This is a genomic window from Streptomyces chengmaiensis (genome assembly GCF_029846775.1).
In the GTDB taxonomy this organism is placed as follows: Bacteria; Actinomycetota; Actinomycetes; order Streptomycetales; family Streptomycetaceae; genus Streptomyces; species Streptomyces chengmaiensis.
Genome location: NZ_JARWBG010000063.1, coordinates 14171 through 34425 on the forward strand (window position 1 = coordinate 14171; position 20255 = coordinate 34425).

Sequence of the window (20255 nt, forward strand, 5' to 3'; positions counted from 1 at the left end):
CGGCCCAACGCGTCCACGGCTTGGCGTTGCAGGCGAAATCGTACGTGTAATGGTGACGTCGGGTTGATGCGCGACCCGCTCAGCCGGATCTGATCGGGAGTCGACGTCGATTCATGAGAAACGGCGGCGGCTGAGTCCGCCTCCGTGCCGTCTTCGGCGCGGAGGCGTCGTTGTTTCAGCCGCTGTCTCAGAAGAGCCTGACGCCCGCCAGCCATCCGCCGTCGATGACGAACGGCTGCCCGGTGATGTACGAGGAGTCCTCGCCACTGAGGAACAGCGCGAGCCGCGCCACCTCCTCCGGGCGGCCCACCCTGCCCAGCGGGACGTGCCTGCGGTACAGCTGGGCCAGCGTGTCCGGGTCCACCTCCGCCGGGTTGCTCATCGGGGTGTCGATGGCCCCGGGGCAGATCGCGTTGACGCGGATCTTCTTCCTGGCCAGCTCGATCGCCGCGACCCGGGTGAGACCGAGAATCGCGTGCTTGCTCGCCACATACGAGCCGATCGAGTCCATGCCGGCCAGCGCGGCGTAGGAGGCGACGTTGACGATCGTGCCGCCGCCCGCCGCCGCGATCTGGGGAGCGGCGGTCTTGACGCCCAGGAACACCCCGGTCTGGTTGACCTGGACGACCTCCTGGAACTCCTCCAGCGGGGTGTCCACCAGCTCGTTGAAGCGGAGGATGCCGGCGTTGTTGATCAGGCCGTCGAGCTTCCCGAAGGCCGACTTCGCCGCGGCGACGGCGGCCGTCCAGTCGTCCTCCCGGCCCACGTCGAGGTGCACATACCGGGCGGCCTCCTCCCCCAGCTCCTTGGCGAGCGCCTCGCCCTGGCCGTCGAGCACATCGGCGAGCACCACCCGCGCCCCTTCGGCGGCGAAGAGGCGCGCCGCGTGCTCTCCCTGGCCGCGCGCCGCCCCGGTGATCAACACGACCCGGCCGTCCAGCTTTCCCATCGCGTCCTCCCCTGTTCCCCTGTTTCCCTGGATCCCCCCGTGCGTCCTGGATCCCCCGCGTGCCCCGGATCCCCGTTCGCCCCGGCTCCCCCTCTCACCCGGACCCCCCGTTCGCCGTGCGTCAGCCGAGAAGCGGCGCCACCTCGGCGGCGAAGGCCTCCAGCTGGTCGGTCAGCTCACTGCGCGACCGGGAGCGGAACCGCAGTTGGAGCTGGTCCACGCCCATCGCGCGGTAGGCGGTCAGCGACTCCGCCAGGCGCTCCGGTTTTCCGGTGAGCGTGCGGCGGCCGGCCTCCCAGGCGGGCTCGCCCACATACAGCGGCTCGGCGATCGCCCCCACCGTGAAGGGCCGGTCGGCGATGCCCGCCTGCTCCCGCAGCGCCCTGATCCGGGCGATCCGGGCGGGCAGCCGGTCGCGCGGGTCGCCCTGCGGCAGCCAGCCGTCCCCCTTGAGCGCGGCCCGGCGCACCGCGGCCGGGGAGGAACCGCCGACCCACAGGGGCACCCGCGCCTGGGCGGGCCGGGGCCGCTGCCCGAGCCCCCGGAAGACGAATCGTTTCCCTTCGAACTCCGGGAACTCCTCCGGCCCGAGGGCCGCCCTGAGCGCGTCCATGCTCTCGTCCAGCACGGCCCCCCGCCGCTCGAAGTCCGCCCCGAGCGCCTCGAACTCCTCCCGTACATGCCCTGCCCCGACCCCGAGCACCAGCCGGCCGCCGGAGAGGTGGTCGAGGGTGGCGTACTGCTTGGCGGTCAGCAGCGGATGCCGCAGCCCGACGACGGCCACATGGCTGAGCAGCCGTACGCGTTCGGTGGCGGCGGCGAGGAAGGCGAGGGTGGCGACCGGGTCGTACCAGACGGTGGACATGGCGGCGGCGAGCCGCTGCGGAATCGCCACATGGTCGCAGCAGGCGACATAGCCGAAGCCGCAGCGGTCGGCCGTCCGGGCGACCTCCACCAGGTCCTCCGGGCCTGCTGCCGCCTCCCACGACTCCGCGTAGAGGGCCGACTGGGACTGGACCGGAAGCTGTATCCCGTACATGTGCATGGGACCCCCTGATGAGGAACTGACGCACCGTCAAATACGATGTGCGGTCATCGTCATGCCTGGCATCCCATCTCACAAGAGCGAGGACGGCCCTCGGCCCCGCGCTCAGCCGAGCAGCGCGTACACCGTCGACGCGCGCGCGGCGGGACCGTCCGCTCCCGCCGCGTCCTCCGCCGTCATCGTGATGTCCGCGAAGGCCATCCGCCTGCCCAGCTTGCCGATGCGGGCGTCGAGCAGCACGTCCGAGCCCTGGACTGCGCGCAGGAAGGAGCTGGACTGCTGCACCGTGGTCATCGGCGTGAACCCGCCGCGCGCCGACGCCACCGCGATCACGGTCGCCGTGTCGGCGGCGGCCATCAGCGCCTGCCCCGACAGCGCGCCGCCCTCCCGCGCCAGCCGCTCGGACCACGGCAGTCGCAGCACGGCGTGGCGCTCCCCCGTCTCGACGACGACAAGGCCCAGGTCGAGCACCCAGGGTGCGAAGTTGTCGGCGAGGACCTTCTGCGCGTCTTCAGGCGTCAGGGCGGGTGCGGGTGTCGATGTCATGCACCCAGACTGCCGCTAGACGCCCGCACCCGGCCAGAGGCCCTCGGGCGTGAGGCCCAGCAGTTCGATCGCGTTGCCGCGGACGATGCGCTCCACGGCGTCCGGGGGCAGATGGCCCATCTGGGCCTCGCCGACCTCGCGGGACTTGGGCCAGGTGGAGTCGGAGTGCGGGTAGTCGGTTTCGTACAGGACGTTGCCGACGCCGATCGCGTCCAGGTTCTTCAGCCCGAACGCGTCGTCGAAGAAGCAGCCGTACACATGCTCGGCGAACAGCTCCGACGGCGGGCGGGTGACCTTGTCCGCGACGCCGCCCCAGGCGCGGTTCTCCTCCCACACCACGTCGGCGCGTTCGAGGATGTACGGAATCCAGCCGATCTGGCCCTCCGCATACATGATCCGCAGCTGCGGGAAGCGCTCGAACGCGCCGCTCATCAGCCAGTCGACCATGGAGAAGCAGCAGTTGGCGAAGGTGATCGCAGAGCCGACGGCGGGCGGGGCGTCCGCGGAGGTGGACGGCATCTTCGACGAGGAGCCGATGTGCATGGCGATGACCGTGCCGGTCTCGTCGCAGGCGGCGAGGAAGGGGTCCCAGGCGTCCGTGTGGATGGAGGGCAGCCCCAGGTTCGGCGGGATCTCGCTGAAGCAGACCGCCCGTACGCCGCGCTCGGCGTTGCGCCGCACCTCGGCGGCGGCCAGTTCGGCGTCCCACAGGGGTATCAGGGTGAGCGGGATGAGCCGGCCGTGCGCCTCGGGGCCGCACCACTCCTCCACCATCCAGTCGTTGTAGGCACGCACGCCCAGCAGTCCCAGTTCGCGGTCCTCGGCCTCGGTGAAGGTCTGGCCGCAGAAGCGGGGGAAGGTGGGGAAGCAGAGGGCGGACTGGACGTGGTTGAGGTCCATGTCGGCGAGCCGCTCGGGGACGCTGTAGGAGCCCGGACGCATCTGCTCATAGGTGATGACTTCGAGCCTGATCTCGTCGCGGCCGCAGCCGACGGCCGTGTCGAGGCGGGTGAGCGGACGGTGCAGATCCTCGTACACCCACCAGTCGCCGATCGGGCCCTCGTCGCCGGGGGCGCCCATCACCGGGGCGAATCTCCCGCCCGTGAAGCTCATGTGCTTCAGGGGGGCGCGGACGATGCGCGGGCCCGTGTCCCGGTACTTCGACGGGAGTCTGTCGCGCCAGACGCCGGGAGGCTCCACCGTGTGGTCGTCCACCGAGATGATCTTCGGGAAGGTCTCCATGGAATCACGGTAGCGCCGATCTGACGGTGCGTCAGCTATCGGCGGCCCCGCACCCATGACCCACCCCGCCGCACACCCCTCTATACACCCCGCTTATAGTGCAGCGACCGACCACGACCAAAGGGCTGACCATGCAGAAAAACGGGGCAACAGGGGAAATACACATACGCAGGCGGCGCGAGGGTCGCCGTATAAGAACGGTCGCGGCCGCCGCGCTCGGCGCCGCCGCACTCGCCCTCACGCTCACCGGCTGCGGCATGGACACCACCACCCCTGCCGAAGCCCGTGACAGCGCCGCCTCCGATGCCAAGCCGCCGAGCGAGGCCGCCGACTGCGCCAAGGCCAAGTGCATCGCCCTGACCTTCGACGCGGGCCCCGGCAAGGACACACCGAAGCTGCTGGACCTGCTGAAGAAGGAGAAGGTCCCCGCGACCTTCTTCCTCCTCGGCAAGAACCATGTCCTCAAGCACCCCGACGTGGTGCGCCGCATGGCCGACGAGGGTCATGAGGTGGCGAACCACACCTGGTCGCACCGCCGGCTCGACCAGCTCAAGCCGGACGAGATCCGCGAGGAGCTCTCCCTCACCCAGGAAGCCATCGAGAAGATCACCGGCAGGAAGCCGACGCTGATGCGCCCGCCCCAGGGCCGGATCAACGACGACGTCACCGAGGTCAGCAGGGAGCTCGGTCTGGCGCAGATCCTGTGGTCCACCACCGCCAAGGACTTCTCCACCGTCGACTCGGACCTGATCGCCGAGCGGACGCTCGACCAGGCCGGCCGGGACGGCATCATCCTGCTGCACGACATATACGACGGGACCGTGCCCGCCGTGCCGGAGATCATCTCCGAGCTGAAGAAACGCGGTTACACCTTTGTCACGGTCCCGCAGCTGCTCGCTCCCGGCAGTGCGGAGCCGGGCGCCGTCTACCGGCCCTGAGCATCCGGCCCGTCCGGCCCGCCGTGGGCCCGCTGCGGGCCCGCTGTCCGGGCGCCGTCTGCCTGCTGCTGCCTGCCATCCGCCCGCCGCTGGACTGCCATCCGCCCGCCGCCGGACTGCCGTCAGCACGCTGTGAGCCCGCCGCCCCGCCCTCCGTCGCCCGCCGGCCGGCAGCCGCGCCCGGTGATCGGTTGTCGTCTGACTGCAAGCCCCGCTGCTGACGCACCCGCCCCCTACAAGGCAGACTGTCGACCGGCTACTTGGGCGACACGCAGCATACGCAGCACACGCAGTACCGGCAGGGGGCAGCTATGGACCGTGACGGCGGGCCACGCGTACCGGAGCAGCGCCGTGCTCCGGCACGCGGCCACGGCAGCAACAGCGCCGGCGAAGGCGCCGACGACCTGCTCTTCAGCGTGCTCGGGCCGGTGCGCGCCTGGCGCGGCGGCGAAGCCCTGCCCACCGGCTCCCCACAGCAACGCGCCCTGCTCGCCGCATTGCTGCTGCGCGACGGGCGCACCGCCACCGCCGGCGAGCTGATCGACGCGCTCTGGGGCGAAGCCCCGCCGTCGCAGGCGCTCGCCGCGGTGCGCACCTACGCCTCCCGGCTGCGGAAGGTCCTCTCCTCCGACGCGCTGGTCAGTGAGGCGGGCGGCTACGCACTGCGCTTCCGGGACGACGCCCTCGACCTCGCGGTGGCGCACGAGCTGGCCGCCGCTGCGGAGAAGGCGCGCTCCGCCGGCGACCGCTGCCACGCCCGGGACCTGATCGACAAGTCGCTGGGGCTGTGGGACGGCGAACCGCTGGCCAATGTGCCCGGGCCGTACGCCGAGAGCCAGCGCGCCCGGCTGGAAGAGTGGCGGCTCCAGCTCCAGGAGAACCGGCTGGACCTGGATCTGGAGACCGGCTGCCACGCCGAGGCGGTCTCCGAACTGACCGCGCTCACCGCCGCGCATCCGCTGCGCGAGCGGCTGCGAGAGCTGCTGATGCTGGCGCTGTACCGCAGCGGACGGCAGGCCGAGGCGCTGGCCGTGTACACCGACACCCGCCGGCTGCTCGCGGAGGAGCTGGGCGTCGACCCGCGCCCCGAGCTGTCGCAGCTGCAACAGCGCATCCTGCAGGCCGACGCGGAGCTGGCAAGGCCGGTCGAGGAACGGCCCGCGCCCGCGCCGCAGGTCGCCCAGCCGCACCAGCTGCCCGCCACCGTGGCGGACTTCACAGGCCGCGCCTCCTTCGTGCACGAACTGGGCGATCTGCTCACCTCCGCCGAGGGCTCGGTGATGGCGGTCTCCGCCCTGGCCGGCATCGGCGGCGTGGGCAAGACCACGCTCGCCGTGCATGTGGCGCACCAGGTCAGGCAGCACTTCCCGGACGGGCAGCTGTACGTCGACCTGCAGGGCGCGGGAAGCCGGCCGGCGGAGCCGGAGACCGTCCTCGGCGCCTTCCTGCGGGCTCTCGGCGTCCCGGACGACTCGATCCCGGAGACGCTCCAGGAACGGGCCGGTCTCTTCCGCACCTCGCTCGACGGCCGCCGTCTGCTGGTGCTGCTGGACAATGCGCGCGACGCGGCGCAGGTGCGGCCGCTGCTGCCGGGCACGGCGGGCTGTGCGGCGCTGATCACCAGCCGGATCAGGATGGTCGATCTGGCTGGGGCGCATCTGGTCGACCTCGATGTGATGTCGCCCGACGAGGCGCTGCAGCTGTTCACCCGGATCGTGGGCGAGGAACGGGTCGGCGCCGAGCGGGAATCCGCGCTGGACGTGGTCGCGGCCTGCGGGTTCCTGCCGCTGGCGATCCGGATCGCCGCGTCCCGGCTGGCCGCGCGGCGCACCTGGACCGTGTCCGTGCTGGCCGCGAAGCTGGCTGACGAGCGCCGCCGCCTCGATGAGCTCCAGGCGGGCGACCTCGCGGTGAAGGCGACCTTCGAACTGGGCTACGGGCAGCTGGAGCCCGCCCAGGCGCGGGCCTTCAGGCTGCTCGGCCTCGCCGACGGACCCGACATCTCGCTGGCGGCGGCCGCGGCCGTCCTCGATCTGCCGCAGCAGGAGACGGAGGATCTGCTGGAGGCGCTGGTCGACACCTCGCTGGTGGAGTCGGCGGCGCCCGGCCGGTACCGCTACCACGACCTCGTACGGCTCTACGCGCGTGCCTGCGCCGAGCGGGACGAGCCCGGGGAGCGCGAGGCGGCGCTGTCGCGGCTGCTGGACTTCTATCTGACGACGGCGGCGCGGGTGTACGCGACCGAGCGGCCCGGCGACCGCACGGTCGCGCATCTGGAGCCGACCGCCTACCCGGGGCGGGAGTTCGCCTCGGACGCCGAGGCGCTGGACTGGCTGCACGCCGAGGCCGCCAGCCTGCTCGCCTGCGTACAGCAGTCGCTGGGGCCCGGCACGCTGCGCCGGGCCGTGGATCTGCTGCTGGCGAGCAAGGATCTGGCCGAGTCCGGAGCGAGTTCCCGGCGCTATGAGATCGCGACGGTCGCTGCGCGGGACGCGGCGGCGGTCGCCGGCGACGCACGCGCGGAGGGCCGGGCCCGTACGACGCTGACGCAGGTCCACCGTACGGCCGGGCGCTTCGAGGAGGCGCAGGCGGAGGCGGAGCGGGCCGAGGCGCTGGGGCGGGCGGCCGCCGATCCGTGGATCTGCAGCAACGCCCCGAACGAGCTGGGCATCATCGCCATCTGCCGCAATGAGCACGAGGACGGCGAGGCGTTCCTGCTCACGGCGATCGACGCGTTCCGTGCCGACGGCAACCGGCCGGGCGAGGCCAGCGCGCTGTGCAACCTGTCCCGGATCCTGGTGTCCATGGGGCGCACGGAGAGCGCGGTGGAGCTGGCCCAGCGGGGCATCGCCATCTATGACGAGCTGGGGCTCACCCTGCGTCTCGCCAACGCCAAGTACGCCCTGGGGATCGCGCTCTCGCACGCCGGGCGGCGTGCGGAGGCGCTGGAGGAGTTGCTCCAGGCTCAGGACGTGTTCGCGGAGAACCGGCAGCGGCTGTGGGAGGGCACGACCTGTTACCGGATCGCCGAGGTCCATCTCGGCTCCCGGCGCAGCGCGCAGGCCGCGCAGTACGCGGAGCAGGCGCTGGCGATCGGCTGCATCGGCGGCGACTGGATGCGGGCCAACGTCCTCACCGTGCTGGGCAAGGCGCTGAACCGGCTGGGCCAGACGGGACGTGCGCAGGCCTGCTGGCGTGAGGCGCTGACCATCCACGAGAAGTCCGGCGCGGCGGAGGCGGACGAGCTGCGGACCCTGCTCTCCCCGCTCGCCGCGGCCTGACGGGCGATGTCGCTCCGGGCTGACGGGCGGTGTCGCCACGGGCTGACGGGCGGCGTCGCCACGGCCTGACAGGCGGCGTCGCTCCGGCCTGATGGGCGGCATCACCGCGGCCTGACGGGCGGCATCACCGCGGCCTGACAGGCGGTGTCGCCACGGGCTGACGGGCGGCGCCCGGGGACTTGTTGCACGGCCGTGCGGTCCTGCAGCAGGACGTTCATCGAACGTTTATGGCGAGCTGACATGCTGATTGCATCGATTCACCGCAACGGGGGGCAGGTGGATCGGCTGGGCTTCGCACGCCACGGTGAGCGGCCCGAAGGCGCCCGTTCGGCAACCCACGGGGGAGTGGCCGAACGGGCGTCCGCCTCCCACCGACGCACGATCATTTCCGCAGGAGAAGCACCATGAGCGAAGTCGGGCAGAACGAGAACCTCAACCTCACCACCATGGACAGCCACGCTCCGGCTCCGCCGAAGGGCGGCTTCCAGCCGGCCGACGGCGCCAAGACGATGGACAGCCACGCCCCGGCCCCTCCGCCGGACGGTCTGCTCGACGCGGAGCTCGAGGGCATCGTCGCGATGGACAGCCACGCCCCTGCCCCGCCCGCGGACGGCGGCGGCGCGGCCGACCCGGAGCCGGACGACAGCCACGCGCCGGTCCCGCCGGCGAAGGACTGAGCACGGCCGCTCCCGCCTCCGTAAGGGATGGGGAGCGGGGGACGCACGGGGGGATGCACGGGGCCCGGGGACGCCGGGGGGACGGCAACTGGGGGGTTGCCGTCGAGGGCGTGCCCGAGTGTGGCGCACCCGGGGGGCGGGTGCGCCACCGGGGGGGGGGACGGGGGATGCTCGCGGCCGCGACGGCCCGGAGGGGGAGCCGTCGCGGCCGCGAGCATGTCGCAACCGGGGGCGAAACCCCGGTCGGCCTACCCGCCGTTGCGCGACGCCCGCGCCCTGAGCTCCGCCTTCAGGACCTTTCCGCCGGCGTTCCGCGGCAGCGCGGGCACGAACTCGACCTGCCGGGGCACCTTGTAGTTGGCCATTTCGCGGCGGGACCAGGCGATCAGGTCGTCGGCGGTGAGGGCCGCGCCGGGGCGGCGGACCGCGTAGGCCTTGGCCACCTCGCCGAGGCGGGCGTCGGGGACGCCGATGACCGCGACGTCGGCGATGTCCGGGTGGAGCCCGAGGAGGCGTTCGATCTCGGCGGGGTAGGCGTTGAAGCCGCCGACGATGAACATGTCCTTGATGCGGTCGGTGACGCGGAGATTGCCCGATGCGTCGAGGACGCCGATGTCGCCGGTGCGGAGCCAGCCGTCGGAGGTCAAGGCCCCGGCCGTCTCGTCCGGGTCCTCGAAGTAGCCCTGCATGACGTTGTGCCCGCGGACGAGGATCTCTCCCGGCTCGCCCGGGGCGGTGGCGCCCGCGGTGCGGACCTCGACGCCCGGGATGGCGCGGCCCGAGGTGGCGGCGATGACGTCGGGGGCGTCACCGCGGCGGCACATGGTGACGATGCCGCTCGCCTCGGAGAGGCCGTACGCGGTCAGTACGGTGGCGATCCCCAGCTCGGCGCGGAGGCGCTCCACGAGCTGGAGGGGGACGACCGCCGCGCCGGTGACCACGAGCCGCAGCGCCGAGAGGTCGTGGGCGCGGCGCCGGGGGTGGTCCAGCAGCGACTGGTGGAGCGTCGGCGGGCCGGGCAGCACGGAGATCCGTTCGGCCGCGATGTTGGCGAGGGCCGTGTCCACGTCGAAGACCGGCTGCGGCACCATCGTCGCGCCCCGCATCAGGCAGGCGATCACTCCGGCCTTGTAGCCGAAGGTGTGGAAGAAGGGGTTCACGATCAGATAGCGGTCGCCCTCGCGCAGCCCGGAGAGTTCGCACCAGATGTCGTAACAGCGCAGCGTCTGCGCATGGGTGATGACCGCGCCCTTGGAGCGGCCGGTGGTGCCGGAGGTGAAGACGATGTCGGAGGGCGCGGACGGGGCGATGGCGTCGGCCCGTGCCCGTACCTCCCGTGCGCCGACCGCGTCCCCGCCCGCCAGGAACTCCTTCCATGTGCGGTAGTCGTCCGGTGCGGAGTCTGCGAGGACCACCGTCTGCCGGAGGTGGGGCAGTTCGGTCCCGGCGCGGCGCAGGGACGCCACATACGAGGTGCCGAGGAAGGTGCCGGTGATGAAGAGCATCCGGGCCCGCGAGCGGTTGAGCAGGTCCGCTGCCTCCGCGCCCTTGTAGCGGGTGTTGAGCGGCACCAGCACCGCTCCCGCGCCGACCGCCCCGAGCGAGGCGACGATCCAGTCGAGGGAGTTGGGGGCCCAGACGGCGACCCGGTCGCCCGGCCGGACCCCGGCCGCGATGGCGGCCGCGGCGGACCGCTCCACTCGCTCGCCCAGCTCCGCGTACGAGATGCGGGTGCGGCCCTCGACGACGGCCTCCCGCTCCCCGTACCGCTCGGCGGCGTCGCGCACCAGCCCCGGAACGCTGCCCCACTGAAGGTCGCCGCGCATCGCAAGTCCCTCTCCCGAGACGCCGAACACCGTTTCCCCGCCCCGCCCCCATCCCGTCACTGGGGCTTCGCCCCCAGGCCCCGCTCCTCAATCGTTGCAGCCCGTACGGCGATTGAGGACGCGGCCTTCAGGCCGTACCGGGGGTCCGGGGCTTCGCCCCGGTTGCGGGAACGGGCGGGGCGGGGAGAAACAACTAGCTGACTGACCGTCAGATTAGCGGTACGCTTCCCCGCTGTCAGCAGGGTGCGACCGCGTACGTGGAGGCCGGCATGGCAGGCACGCTCAAGGACGCGACGGCGATCGTCGGCATAGGCCAGACCCCCTTCGCCCGCCGGCTCCCCGAGCCGGAGAAGACCCTGGCCTGCCGCGCCGTCCTCGACGCCCTCGCCGACGCCGGGATCGACCCCTCCGAGGTCGACGCCTTCGCCTCGTACACCATGGAGGCGACCGACGAGGTGGAGATCGCCAAGTCCATCGGCGCGGGCGACGTCACCTTCTTCTCCAAGGTCGGCTACGGAGGCGGCGGCTCCTGCGCAACCGTCGCCCATCTCGCCGGCGCCGTCGCCACCGGCCAGGCGAACGTCGGCGTCGCCTGGCGGTCCCGCAAACGCGGCTCAGGACCCCGCCCCTGGACCGACACCGCCGTCCAGCTCCCCACCCCCGCCCAGTGGACCCGCCCCTTCGGCCTGCTGCGGCCCGCCGACGAGATCGGCATCCTGGCCCGCCGCTATATGCACGAGTACGGGGCGACCCGCGACCACTTCTTCAACGTCGCCCTCGCCTGCCGCAACCGCGCCAACCAGAACCCGGCCGCGGTGATGCACGAGCGGCCGCTCACCCGCGAGATGTATATGACCGCCCGCTGGATCAGCGAGCCGCTCTGCCTCTTCGACAACTGCCTGGAGACGGACGGCGCGCTGGCCTGTGTGATCGTCAGCGCCGAACGCGCCCGCGACTGCCGCAGCCGGCCGGTGTACATCCACTCCGCGGCGCAGGGGCTGCCCGCCCAGCACCACGGGATGGTCAACTACTGGACCGACGACCCGCTCACCGGGCCCGCCTGGACCGCCGCCCGACAGCTGTGGAAACAGGCGGACTTCGGACCGCATGACGTCGACGTGGCCCAGATCTACGACGCCTTCACCCCGCTCATCCCGCTGTCGCTGGAGGGCTACGGCTTCTGCGCACGCGGCGAGGGGGCCGCCTTCACCGAGGGCGGCGCGCTGGAGACCGGCGGACGGCTGCCGCTGAACACCTCCGGCGGCGGCCTCTCGGAGGCGTACGTCCACGGCTTCAACCTGATCACCGAGGGCGTGAAGCAGCTGCGGGGCTGCTCCACGGCCCAGGTGTCCGGCGCGGCCACCTGCCTGGTCACGGCCGGCGAGGGCGTGCCCACATCCGCGATCCTGCTGAGGAGCTGATCCGACCGTGCCCGGGGACACTCTGCTGCCGCCCGTGATCGACGAGGACGGCGCGCCCTTCTGGGAGTACGCCGCCCGCGGCGAGCTGCGCGTCCAGGCCTGCGCCGCACCCGGCTGCGGCGAACTGCGCTTCCCGCCGCGCCCCTGCTGTCCGCACTGCCGGTCCTTCGACGCCGAGTGGCGGGCGATGTCCGGCCGCGGCCGGATCTGGTCGTACGTCGTGCCGCATCCGCCGCTGCTCGACGCCTACGCCGCCGTGGCCCCGTACAACGCGGTCCTCGTCGAGCTCGCCGACGCGCCCCGCATCCGGCTGGCGGGCCATGTGGTAGCCGCCCCGGACGCCCCGCTCGACTCCGTCGACCCGGCGCGCCTGCGCATCGGCGCGCCGGTGCGGATCGCCTTCACCGAGCAGGCGGGGCTCACCGTGCCGCGCTGGCTGCTCCGGGAGCGGGCGTGAGCGGGCCCCCGGCGGTGCGGGTGGAGACGGACTGCGCCACGGGCGTCGCGCTCGTCACGCTCGACCGGCCCGACCGGCACAACGCCGTCGACCTGGCGATGGCCGCCGAACTGGCCGCCGTCTGGAAGGGTTTCCGCTACGACGACACGGTGCGCGCCGCGGTGCTCGCCGGCGCGGGCGGCAGGGCCTTCACCACCGGCGTCGACCGCTCGGCCGAGGTGCCCCAGCCCACCTCCCCGTACGCGATCGACGACCCCCTGCTGACCATCGGCCCCAAGGCCAACGACCTGTGGAAGCCGGTCATCGCGGCCGTGGAGGGCATGGCCTGCGGCGGCGCGTTCTATCTGCTGGGCGAGGCGGAGTTCCTGGTGGCGGGCGAGGATGCGGTCTTCTTTGACCCGCATACGACGTACGGCATGGTCAGCGCGTACGAGGCGATCCTGATGGCCCAGCGGATGCCGTACGGCGAGGCCGCCCGGATGTGCCTGACGGGCACGGCCGAGCGGTTGACGGCCCGCCGGGCCCATGAGATCGGCCTGGTCTCCGAGGTGACGCCCGCGGGCGAGGCCGTGCCCACGGCCCTGCACGCGGCCGCGGGCATCGCCGCCTGCCCCACCGAGGCGGTCCAGGGCACGGTCCGCGCCCTGTGGTCCGCCACAGAGGCCGCCCGCGCCCAGGCGATGGCGCACGCCGCCCCTCTGATCGCCCTGGGCAGTCTGCCGCCGGAGCGTCAGACGGAGCTGTTCCGCGGTCGTCGGGGCGGCGGGGACTTCCGGCTGCGGTAGACCGCGGTACGGCCGCTGTCCGGCTGCGGCACGCCGGGGTCCGGCTGTGGGGTACGGCCGTGGTACGCCGGGGTACGGCCGTGGTACGCCGGGGTCCGGCTGCGGCACGCCGCGGTCCGGCTGTGGGGTACGGCCGTAGTAGGCCGCGGTCCGGCCGCTGTCCGGCTGCGGCACGCCGCGGTACCGGCCGCGGTAGGCCTTGGCCCGGCCGCGGGATACGGCCGCGGTACCCCGTGGTCCGGCCGCGGTACGCCTTGGCCGGCGGCATCCGACCCACGGACGACCGTAACCGGCAGTACGCCCGATCACCCCATGTGTCAAGTATCACGACAGCCACGAATTCTTAACGAATCACTGACTTGAGCGCCCCGGTGATGTCACAGTGATTCACGAGGCTGGAGTTACTGACCAGTTGGGTCAACTGCGCCTCGGCGCACCTCAGTTCTCCAGATGCTCCGGCTCCGGCCGGACCTCGCGTCGGCACCCGCACGGCACACCCCCACAACCGTCCATCTGCGATTCCGACCAGAACACCGACACCTCGCACGCCCTTCGGGGCGCGCCGGAGGACCATCCCCCATGCATCAGTTCACCTCGCACGTCCGCGCCTTCCAGGACCAGGCCGCAGCCCGAGCCGACGAGTTCGGCCGGCTTGCGGCCGGCCAGTCCCCCCACGCGCTCTTCATCACCTGCTCAGACTCCCGGGTGATCCCCTCGCTGATCACCGGGGCCCGGCCCGGCGAACTGTTCGAACTCCGCACCGCGGGCAGCATCATCCCGGAGTGGGACAGCGGCAGGCCGTCGAGCGAGGCGGCCACCGTCGAGTACGCCGTCGAGGTGCTGGGCGTCGCCGACGTCGTCGTCTGCGGCCACTCCCACTGCGGCGCGGTCGGCGCGATGGTGCGCCGCGAGGACCTCTCGTCCGTGCCTGCGGTGCGCGACTGGCTGGAGAGCTCCACCCCGCCGCCCCTCTTCCGCGACCCGTCCGCCCCCGACGTCACCGAAGCCGTCCAGGACCATGTCCTGCGGCAGCTGGAACGGCTGCGCGGCTACCCGTGCGTCCGGCGGCGCACCGCCGCCGGGGAACTGCGGCTGCACGGCTGGTTCTACGTCGTCGACACCGGCGCGGTGCTCGTCCACCGCCCCCACGACAACGCCTTCCTTCCGCTGTGAGCGCCGCTGCCGACACCACTGCCGCCCCGTCCCCCCAGAAGCCGCCGAGCCGACGCGGCCGGCACCGGCGCGCCGCACCGCCGGGGCCGAGGCCAAGGCCGATGCCGGGCCCCGGGCCGGGCAAGGGCGCCCTGCGCGCCGATCTCAGCGCCTCCGTCGTCGTCTTCCTGGTCGCCCTGCCCCTGTGCGTGGGCGTGGCCGTCGCCTCAGGGGTGCCCGCCGAACTCGGCCTGGTGACCGGCATCGTCGGCGGGCTGGTCACGGGGCTGCTGCCCGGCAGCAGCCTCCAGGTCAGCGGCCCGGCGGCGGGCCTGACCGTGCTGGTGCTGGAGGCCGTCACGGAGTACGGGCTGGGGCCGCTGGGCGTGTTCGTGCTGATCGCGGGCGTGCTGCAGTTGCTGATGGGGCTGCTGCGGCTGGGCCGCTGGTTCCGGGCCATCTCCATCGCGGTCGTCGAGGGGATGCTCGCGGGCATCGGCCTCGTCCTGATCGCAGGCCAGCTGTACGCCGTCGCCGACGCGAAGGCGCCGGGCTCCGGCCCCGCCAACCTCGCCGGGCTGCCCGGGCTCTTCGCCCGCGTGGCCGAGGATCCGCGGGCGCTGACGGCCGGGGCTCTGGGCGTCGGCTCGATCGCGGTCATGGCCCTGTGGAAGCATCTGCCGGCCCGGGCGCGGACCGTTCCCGCGCCGCTCGCCGCGGTCGGCACGGCCACCGCGCTCACGGCGCTGTTCGGCCTCCCCGTCGAACGGGTGGAGGTCAGCGGGCTGCTGGGCGTGATCCGCCCGCCGTCCGCCGACGACTTCGGCGCGCTCGCCTCGGCCGGGGCCATCGGCACCGTCGTGGCGATCACCCTTATCGCCTCGGCGGAGAGCCTGTTCAGCGCGGCAGCCGTGGACCGGCTGCACACCGGCCCGGCCACCCACTACGACAGGGAGCTGATGGCCCAGGGCGCGGGCAACGCCGTCTGCGGCGCGCTGGGCGCCCTCCCGATGACCGCGGTGATCGTCCGCAGCGCCGCCAATGTCCAGGCGGGCGCCCGCACCAAGGCCTCCCGGGTGCTGCACGGCTGCTGGCTGCTGCTGTTCGCCGCACTGCTGCCCACGGCCCTCGGACTGATCCCGCTGGCCTCACTCGCCGGCGTACTCGTCTACTCGGGATGGAAGCTCATCCCGCTGGCCGAAGTGCGGCGGCTGTGGCGTGAACGGCGCGGTGAGGCGGTGATCCTGCTGGTCACGGCCGTCGCCATCGTCGCCGCCAACATGTTCGAAGGCGTACTCGTCGGACTGCTGCTGGCGATCGCCAAGTCCGCCTGGGAGACCTCCCACGTCCAGGTCCACGTCCAGCCGGACGAAGGGTCTGCCGACGCCCCCCTGCGCGTGGTCGTCTCCGGCAACGCCACCTTCCTGCGCCTCCCCCGCATCCTGAGCACCCTCGAGTCCCTCCCCAAGGACCGCGCCATCGAACTGGACCTGCTCAGCCTGCGCCACCTGGACCACGCTTGCCACACGGCCCTGGTCAACTGGGCGGCCCGCCACAACGACGAGAAGGGAGCGACCCGGGTCCTGCTGCCGACGGCCTGACCCGACCCGCCCCGACCCGACCCGTCCCGCCTTGAGGCCCCTGCGCCTTTGGCGGGGCGGGTCCCGGCTACGGCTGCGCAGGCGCCGGCACAAGCCCCTCCGCGACCAGTCCGGCGAGGACCGCCTCACCCAGGGCGTGGACGGCCGACTGGGGGCGGACCATCACCGTGAACTCCTTGATCAGGCCGTCGTCGTCAAAGTGCAGCAGGTCGATCCCGTGGATCTGCCTGCCGCCCGCGGTGGCGCGGAACAGCAGGACCGCCGACGGGGCGGTGACCCCGTCGGCGCTGGTCTGCGCGGCCCCGGTGTAGTCGCCGACGTAGCGGAAGTCCTCGAAGGTGCGCAGCAGCACCCGGAAGAGGCCCAGCACCATCGGCTTGCCCTCGAAGGGCTGGAACTTCACGGGGCTGTAGAAGCGGATGTCCTCGGTGAACAGGTCGTCCAGCGCCGCGAGGTCACGGCTGTCGACGGCGACGCGGAAGCGGTCTGCCGTGGTCATGGCTCACCTCTCTGCATACTCATGATTATGACTACTCACATTTATGAGTACCATGGAGGCGGTCTCCCGGGACAGGGAACGACAGGGAACGAGCGAGAGGTGCGAGCCGATGGCACTGCGGCACGCCGTGCTGGCGGCGCTGCTCGACGGAGAGCTGAGCGGCTACCAACTGGCCAAGGCCTTCGATCTGGGCGTGGCGAACTTCTGGTACGCCCAGCCGCAGCAGCTCTACGCCGAACTGGCCCGGCTGGAGAAGGAAGGGCTGATCGCAGGGCGGGAGGTGGTCCAGGAGACCCGCCCCAACAAGCGCCTGTTCCAGGTGACCGACGCCGGACTGGAAGAGCTGCAAGCCTTTGCCGCCGCCCCCACAAAGCCGTCGTTCATCCGTGACGACCTGCTCGTCAAGGTCCAGGCCGCCGATCATGTCACCACGGCCGCCCTGATCGCGCAGCTGTCCGAGCGCGCCGCCTTCGCCCAAGCCAAGGTCGACCTGTTCGCCAAGCTGCTGCGCACCATGCGAGGCGACCGCACGGAGGAGGAGTTCCTGCGCCACGGCAGCCGCATCGGGCCTTATCTGACGTGCCAGCGCGGCCTCGCCTTCGAGCAGGGCAACCGCGACTGGTGCGAGCGCACGGTCGCGGCCCTACGCGAGAGACAGCGGACCCGCGCCCGGCGCTGACGCCCCGCACCGCCGCCACGTCGCCCTGGGCGACAGCCTGACGGAGGCCCTGGGCCCCGCCCGGCCCCCCGCATCACGCCCCCGGGCCGTCACCCGGGCCGTCAGTCAGTCCGTCAGCCAGCCGGACCGTCAGTCGGTCCGTTCCGCCTCCGGACGGCAGCGCTTGACCTGCGCCACCTGCTTGGGGTGGGGCATCTCCAGCCGTACTGTGGTCCGTTCGCCGCCCTCCAGGGTGATCTCCTTGTGGGCGCGGTCGACGACGCGGTCGGCGGCGCCGAGGAATTCGACCTCGATGCGGTATGTGTGGGCGGGCCCGGGGGCGGCCGCGACCGCGACCGTGGCCGCGGTGAGGGCCTTGCGCGTGCGGGTGGCCTTGCGGACGCAGGTGACGACCCTCACCGTCGCGGCGTCTGTGGCCGTGGGGGTGGGTGTCGGGGTGTACGCGTCGTACGCGTCGGAGCCGGACGAACCCCCGTCGAAGACGCCGTCATCGTCATCGTCATAGCGCTGGGAGGAACGCTGGTAGCCGCTGCCGCCGTTGCTCTTGTCCGAGGTGGAGCAGCCTCCTCCGCCGCCTCCCCCACCTCCGCCGCTGCCGCGGCCCTTCCCGCTGGAGAAGCCCGTCAGGGCGAGCACGACGACAACCAGAACGGCCGCCAGTTTGAAACGTCGGCGCACCATGGTCCGCCATCCCCCCTCACCGCTGGACGACCCCGCCCGAAGTTCCGCGCAAGGCCGCTGTGTTCATGCCAGGAGCATCGTAGGCGGGCTGGTGCATTGCCCTGAAAGGCGGGGACGCATGCCTGGGTTATGGTGCGCCGCGCACCACGAGATGTGTGTGGCGCATCGCTACGAACGAACAATAAGAAGAGGGCACCCGTATGGCTTCCCATGCTCGCACCAAGGTCTATCGGCTCGCCGTCCTGGTGGTCGGCGCCGGTCTCGTGGCCGGCTGCTCCGCCGCCAGCGGTCCTTCGGTCGAGAAGGCGAACGACGAGCTGCGCTCGACGTCGTTCCACGCGTCCGGAGGGACGACCGCGTTCGCCGGTGGGGCGCAAGAGATATGGTGGGACCCCGAGCAGGGCCTCCGCCTGAAGGCTTCCGGCAACGGCCAGTCCGGCGAGATGTACTGCAAGGACGGCACGACGTACTTCAGCGCCGCCCTCTTCGCCTCCGCGCTGAAGCAGAGGGGACAGTCGATCACTGTCCCCAGTCATCTGACCGATGTCTTCATCACCACCGAGTCAGACCAGGACTGCGACGTGTACTTCGCTATCCCCGAGAGCGCGGAGCACGCGCCCGGGAGCGACGGCAAGCAGACCACGGCCTTCGCCGTCTCGAAGGGCGGCGCCTCCGACACGTACTACGTGGATAATGAAAGTTCGCGCCTCGTACAGCTGGAAGCAGAACGGGACGGGCGGGTCAGCACGACGAACTACGACTCCTTCGGAGAGAAGTTCTCCATCACGATTCCGACGGAGGACCAGACCATGTCGAGCGACGAGTTCCGCAGCCAGGTTTCGGGCAGCTGACGGTCAACAGGGGAAGACGCCCGGCCCGGAGAAGCGGTGCCGGGCAAGGGCGGGAACGTGGTGACGGTCCGGCTCGCCCCCGATGGCGACGTCGACCTGCTGCTGACGGCCGGCGCGTCGGGGAAGAGCGCGCTGGAGCCCGTGTAGGTGTTGGAGCTGCCGACGGACCTTCGCCACACGGGCCAGGTGATTCTGTCCGCTCCGTGCAACAGGAGGCCTGGCGGGCGCCGATCCCGAGACGGCCGTCGTACCGCTCACGGAAGGGGCTCCGTACGGCGGCCGCCGCTTCTGTGCCTCCCCTGCGGTCCTGACGCTACGCCGCGCGGGGCCCGGCCGCCACCAGGGGCGGCCGGAGACACATGGCTCAGCGCGGGGCGGACCGGCCCGTGGCCGTGCCCTTGGCGGCGTCCAGCGCGTAGACGCAGCGGTCCTTGCTGCACGCGTACACGACACCGCCCTGGGCGACCGGAGAGCCGGTGATCTCCCCGCCGGTGGCCAGCTTCCAACGCAGCTGGCCGCCGCTCGCGTCCAGGGTGTAGAGCACATGGTCGGCGGAGCCGAAGTGGACCCTGCCGTCGGCGACCACCGGGGCGCCGACCACCTCCCCGCCCGCCGCGAACCGCCATTTCGGGGTGCCGGTGACCGCGTCCAGGGTGTAGAGCGCGCTGCCGCTGCCCACATGGACGTTGCCGCCGGCCACCAGCGGCGGCTCGGTCGTCTGCCTGGACTCGGTGGCGATGCGCCAGCGGTCCTTGCCGGTCGTCGCGTCCAGGGCGTACACCGTGCCGAGGTAGTCGGCCAGATACACACCGCCGCCGGTGACGGCCGGGCCGGGGGCGAACACCGGCGGGGAGAGGAAGACCGCGGGGGCCTCGAAGTGCCACCGCACCAGCCCGCCTGCGACGTCTATGGCCAGGACGCGGGTGCCCGCCGCCACATACACACAGCCGTCCGAGGCTTGATGGACCCGTACCGGCACATTGCCGCAGGAGGCGGCGTCGCCGACCGGGTAGGACCAGCGCTCGACGCCGGTGCGGGCTTCCAGAGCGCGCAGCCGCGCGTCCTTCCACACGTACACCGTGCCGTCGCAGATCACGGGCCCCGCCTCGGGGGTCTCGAACTCCGTCTGCGCCCCGGACGTCTCCCACAGTTTCTCGCCGCTGGACGCCTCCCACGCCTGGACGCCGCCGCCGCGCGTCCCGGTCAGGACGGTGCCCTGGTCGACCTTGAGGGAGTACACCCAGGCGTCGGTCTGGCAGCGCCAGTGCTCCTGCCCGCTCGCCGCGTCCAGCGCGTAGAGGGTGGGGCCGTCCGAGGCGTGGATACGGCCCTGGGAAACGGCCATGGACCAGGCGACGTCCCGGGTCTTGAACTGGCGGCGACCGCTGGCCACGTCCAGGGCGTGCACCTCGAACGAGGTGACGTACAGCAGCTCCCCGGACACGACAGGGGTGCCCCACACATCGTTCGACATGCGGAAACGCCAGGGTCGCCAGTGGGCGGGCGCGGTGTCCCGGGGCGGCGCAGGGGCCGGCACCCCGGGCGCGGCGCCGGCGGGACCGGTCGCCGCGGCGGCCGGTCCGGCGAGCGGGCTGGTCGGGGTGTCCGCGGGCAGCCCCGCGGGC

The 20255-nt window shown here is 72.4% G+C and carries 18 protein-coding genes; 10 read left to right on the top strand and 8 right to left on the bottom strand.

Going from position 1 to position 20255, the window contains the following annotated elements:
- Nucleotides 1–187: 187 nt before the first annotated feature.
- From QCN29_RS32045 to QCN29_RS32060, 4 genes are all read right to left on the bottom strand, one after another.
- Nucleotides 188–949, bottom strand: coding sequence for an SDR family NAD(P)-dependent oxidoreductase (locus tag QCN29_RS32045; protein ID WP_240138977.1), 762 nt, complete (start codon nt 947–949; stop codon nt 188–190).
- A 121-nt stretch (nt 950–1070) separates the two neighbouring features.
- Entirely contained in the window at nt 1071–1994 is a 924-nt protein-coding gene (locus tag QCN29_RS32050; RefSeq protein ID WP_279932546.1) for a TIGR03619 family F420-dependent LLM class oxidoreductase, read from the bottom strand.
- Between the two features lie 105 nt (nt 1995–2099).
- A complete protein-coding gene (locus QCN29_RS32055; RefSeq protein ID WP_279932548.1) occupies nt 2100–2540 on the bottom strand; it encodes a PaaI family thioesterase in 441 nt (146 codons plus the stop codon).
- Between the two features lie 15 nt (nt 2541–2555).
- A complete protein-coding gene (locus QCN29_RS32060; protein WP_279932549.1) occupies nt 2556–3782 on the bottom strand; it encodes an amidohydrolase family protein in 1227 nt (408 codons plus the stop codon).
- 131 nt (nt 3783–3913) lie between these two features.
- On the opposite strand from QCN29_RS32060, the gene QCN29_RS32065 reads away from it, so the two are divergent.
- The 3 genes from QCN29_RS32065 (at nt 3914) to QCN29_RS32075 (ending at nt 8678) form a co-directional block, all read left to right on the top strand.
- Nucleotides 3914–4720 (top strand): polysaccharide deacetylase family protein, encoded by an 807-nt coding sequence (locus QCN29_RS32065; protein ID WP_398860396.1) that lies wholly within the window; start codon nt 3914–3916, stop codon nt 4718–4720.
- Nucleotides 4721–5031: 311 nt separating this feature from the next.
- Nucleotides 5032–8001, top strand: coding sequence for an AfsR/SARP family transcriptional regulator (locus QCN29_RS32070; protein WP_279932550.1), 2970 nt, complete (start codon nt 5032–5034; stop codon nt 7999–8001).
- A gap of 404 nt (nt 8002–8405) precedes the next feature.
- Nucleotides 8406–8678, top strand: a complete 273-nt coding sequence (locus tag QCN29_RS32075) for a hypothetical protein (RefSeq protein ID WP_240138986.1) — start codon at nt 8406–8408, stop codon at nt 8676–8678.
- Nucleotides 8679–8926: 248 nt separating this feature from the next.
- Here the strand turns inward: QCN29_RS32075 and QCN29_RS32080 are convergent, their stop codons facing one another.
- Nucleotides 8927–10504 carry a FadD3 family acyl-CoA ligase gene (locus QCN29_RS32080; RefSeq protein WP_279932552.1) on the bottom strand — a complete coding sequence of 526 codons (1578 nt, stop codon included), beginning with the start codon at nt 10502–10504 and terminating at the stop codon, nt 8927–8929.
- Between the two features lie 269 nt (nt 10505–10773).
- On the opposite strand from QCN29_RS32080, the gene QCN29_RS32085 reads away from it, so the two are divergent.
- From QCN29_RS32085 to QCN29_RS32105, 5 genes are all read left to right on the top strand, one after another.
- A complete protein-coding gene (locus QCN29_RS32085) occupies nt 10774–11925 on the top strand; it encodes a lipid-transfer protein (protein ID WP_279932553.1) in 1152 nt (383 codons plus the stop codon).
- A 7-nt stretch (nt 11926–11932) separates the two neighbouring features.
- Nucleotides 11933–12382: a Zn-ribbon domain-containing OB-fold protein gene (locus tag QCN29_RS32090; RefSeq protein ID WP_279932554.1), complete on the top strand. Its 450-nt coding sequence runs from the start codon at nt 11933–11935 to the stop codon at nt 12380–12382.
- Nucleotides 12379–13167: an enoyl-CoA hydratase/isomerase family protein gene (locus QCN29_RS32095; protein ID WP_279932556.1), complete on the top strand. Its 789-nt coding sequence runs from the start codon at nt 12379–12381 to the stop codon at nt 13165–13167. The genes QCN29_RS32090 and QCN29_RS32095 overlap by 4 nt, the downstream gene beginning before the upstream one ends.
- Before the next feature lie 579 nt (nt 13168–13746).
- The gene (locus tag QCN29_RS32100) at nt 13747–14340 is read left to right on the top strand and encodes a carbonic anhydrase (RefSeq protein WP_279932557.1); all 594 of its coding nucleotides are present in this window, start codon (nt 13747–13749) and stop codon (nt 14338–14340) included.
- Between the two features lie 101 nt (nt 14341–14441).
- The gene (locus QCN29_RS32105) at nt 14442–15920 is read left to right on the top strand and encodes a SulP family inorganic anion transporter (protein ID WP_279932559.1); all 1479 of its coding nucleotides are present in this window, start codon (nt 14442–14444) and stop codon (nt 15918–15920) included.
- 67 nt (nt 15921–15987) lie between these two features.
- Here the strand turns inward: QCN29_RS32105 and QCN29_RS32110 are convergent, their stop codons facing one another.
- Complete coding sequence (locus QCN29_RS32110) at nt 15988–16419, bottom strand: nuclear transport factor 2 family protein (protein WP_279932561.1); 432 nt, start codon at nt 16417–16419, stop codon at nt 15988–15990.
- 109 nt (nt 16420–16528) lie between these two features.
- On the opposite strand from QCN29_RS32110, the gene QCN29_RS32115 reads away from it, so the two are divergent.
- Nucleotides 16529–17098, top strand: a complete 570-nt coding sequence (locus QCN29_RS32115; protein WP_279932563.1) for a PadR family transcriptional regulator — start codon at nt 16529–16531, stop codon at nt 17096–17098.
- Nucleotides 17099–17227: 129 nt separating this feature from the next.
- Here QCN29_RS32115 and QCN29_RS32120 read toward each other — a convergent pair whose 3' ends face one another.
- A complete protein-coding gene (locus tag QCN29_RS32120; RefSeq protein WP_279932564.1) occupies nt 17228–17779 on the bottom strand; it encodes a hypothetical protein in 552 nt (183 codons plus the stop codon).
- A gap of 200 nt (nt 17780–17979) precedes the next feature.
- On the opposite strand from QCN29_RS32120, the gene QCN29_RS32125 reads away from it, so the two are divergent.
- On the top strand, nt 17980–18630 hold the full coding sequence (locus QCN29_RS32125; protein ID WP_279932566.1) for a hypothetical protein: 651 nt from the start codon (nt 17980–17982) through the stop codon (nt 18628–18630).
- 364 nt (nt 18631–18994) lie between these two features.
- Here QCN29_RS32125 and QCN29_RS32130 read toward each other — a convergent pair.
- Nucleotides 18995–20255, bottom strand: a 1261-nt coding sequence (locus QCN29_RS32130) for an outer membrane protein assembly factor BamB family protein (protein WP_279932567.1), incomplete at its 5' end; no start/stop codon positions are given.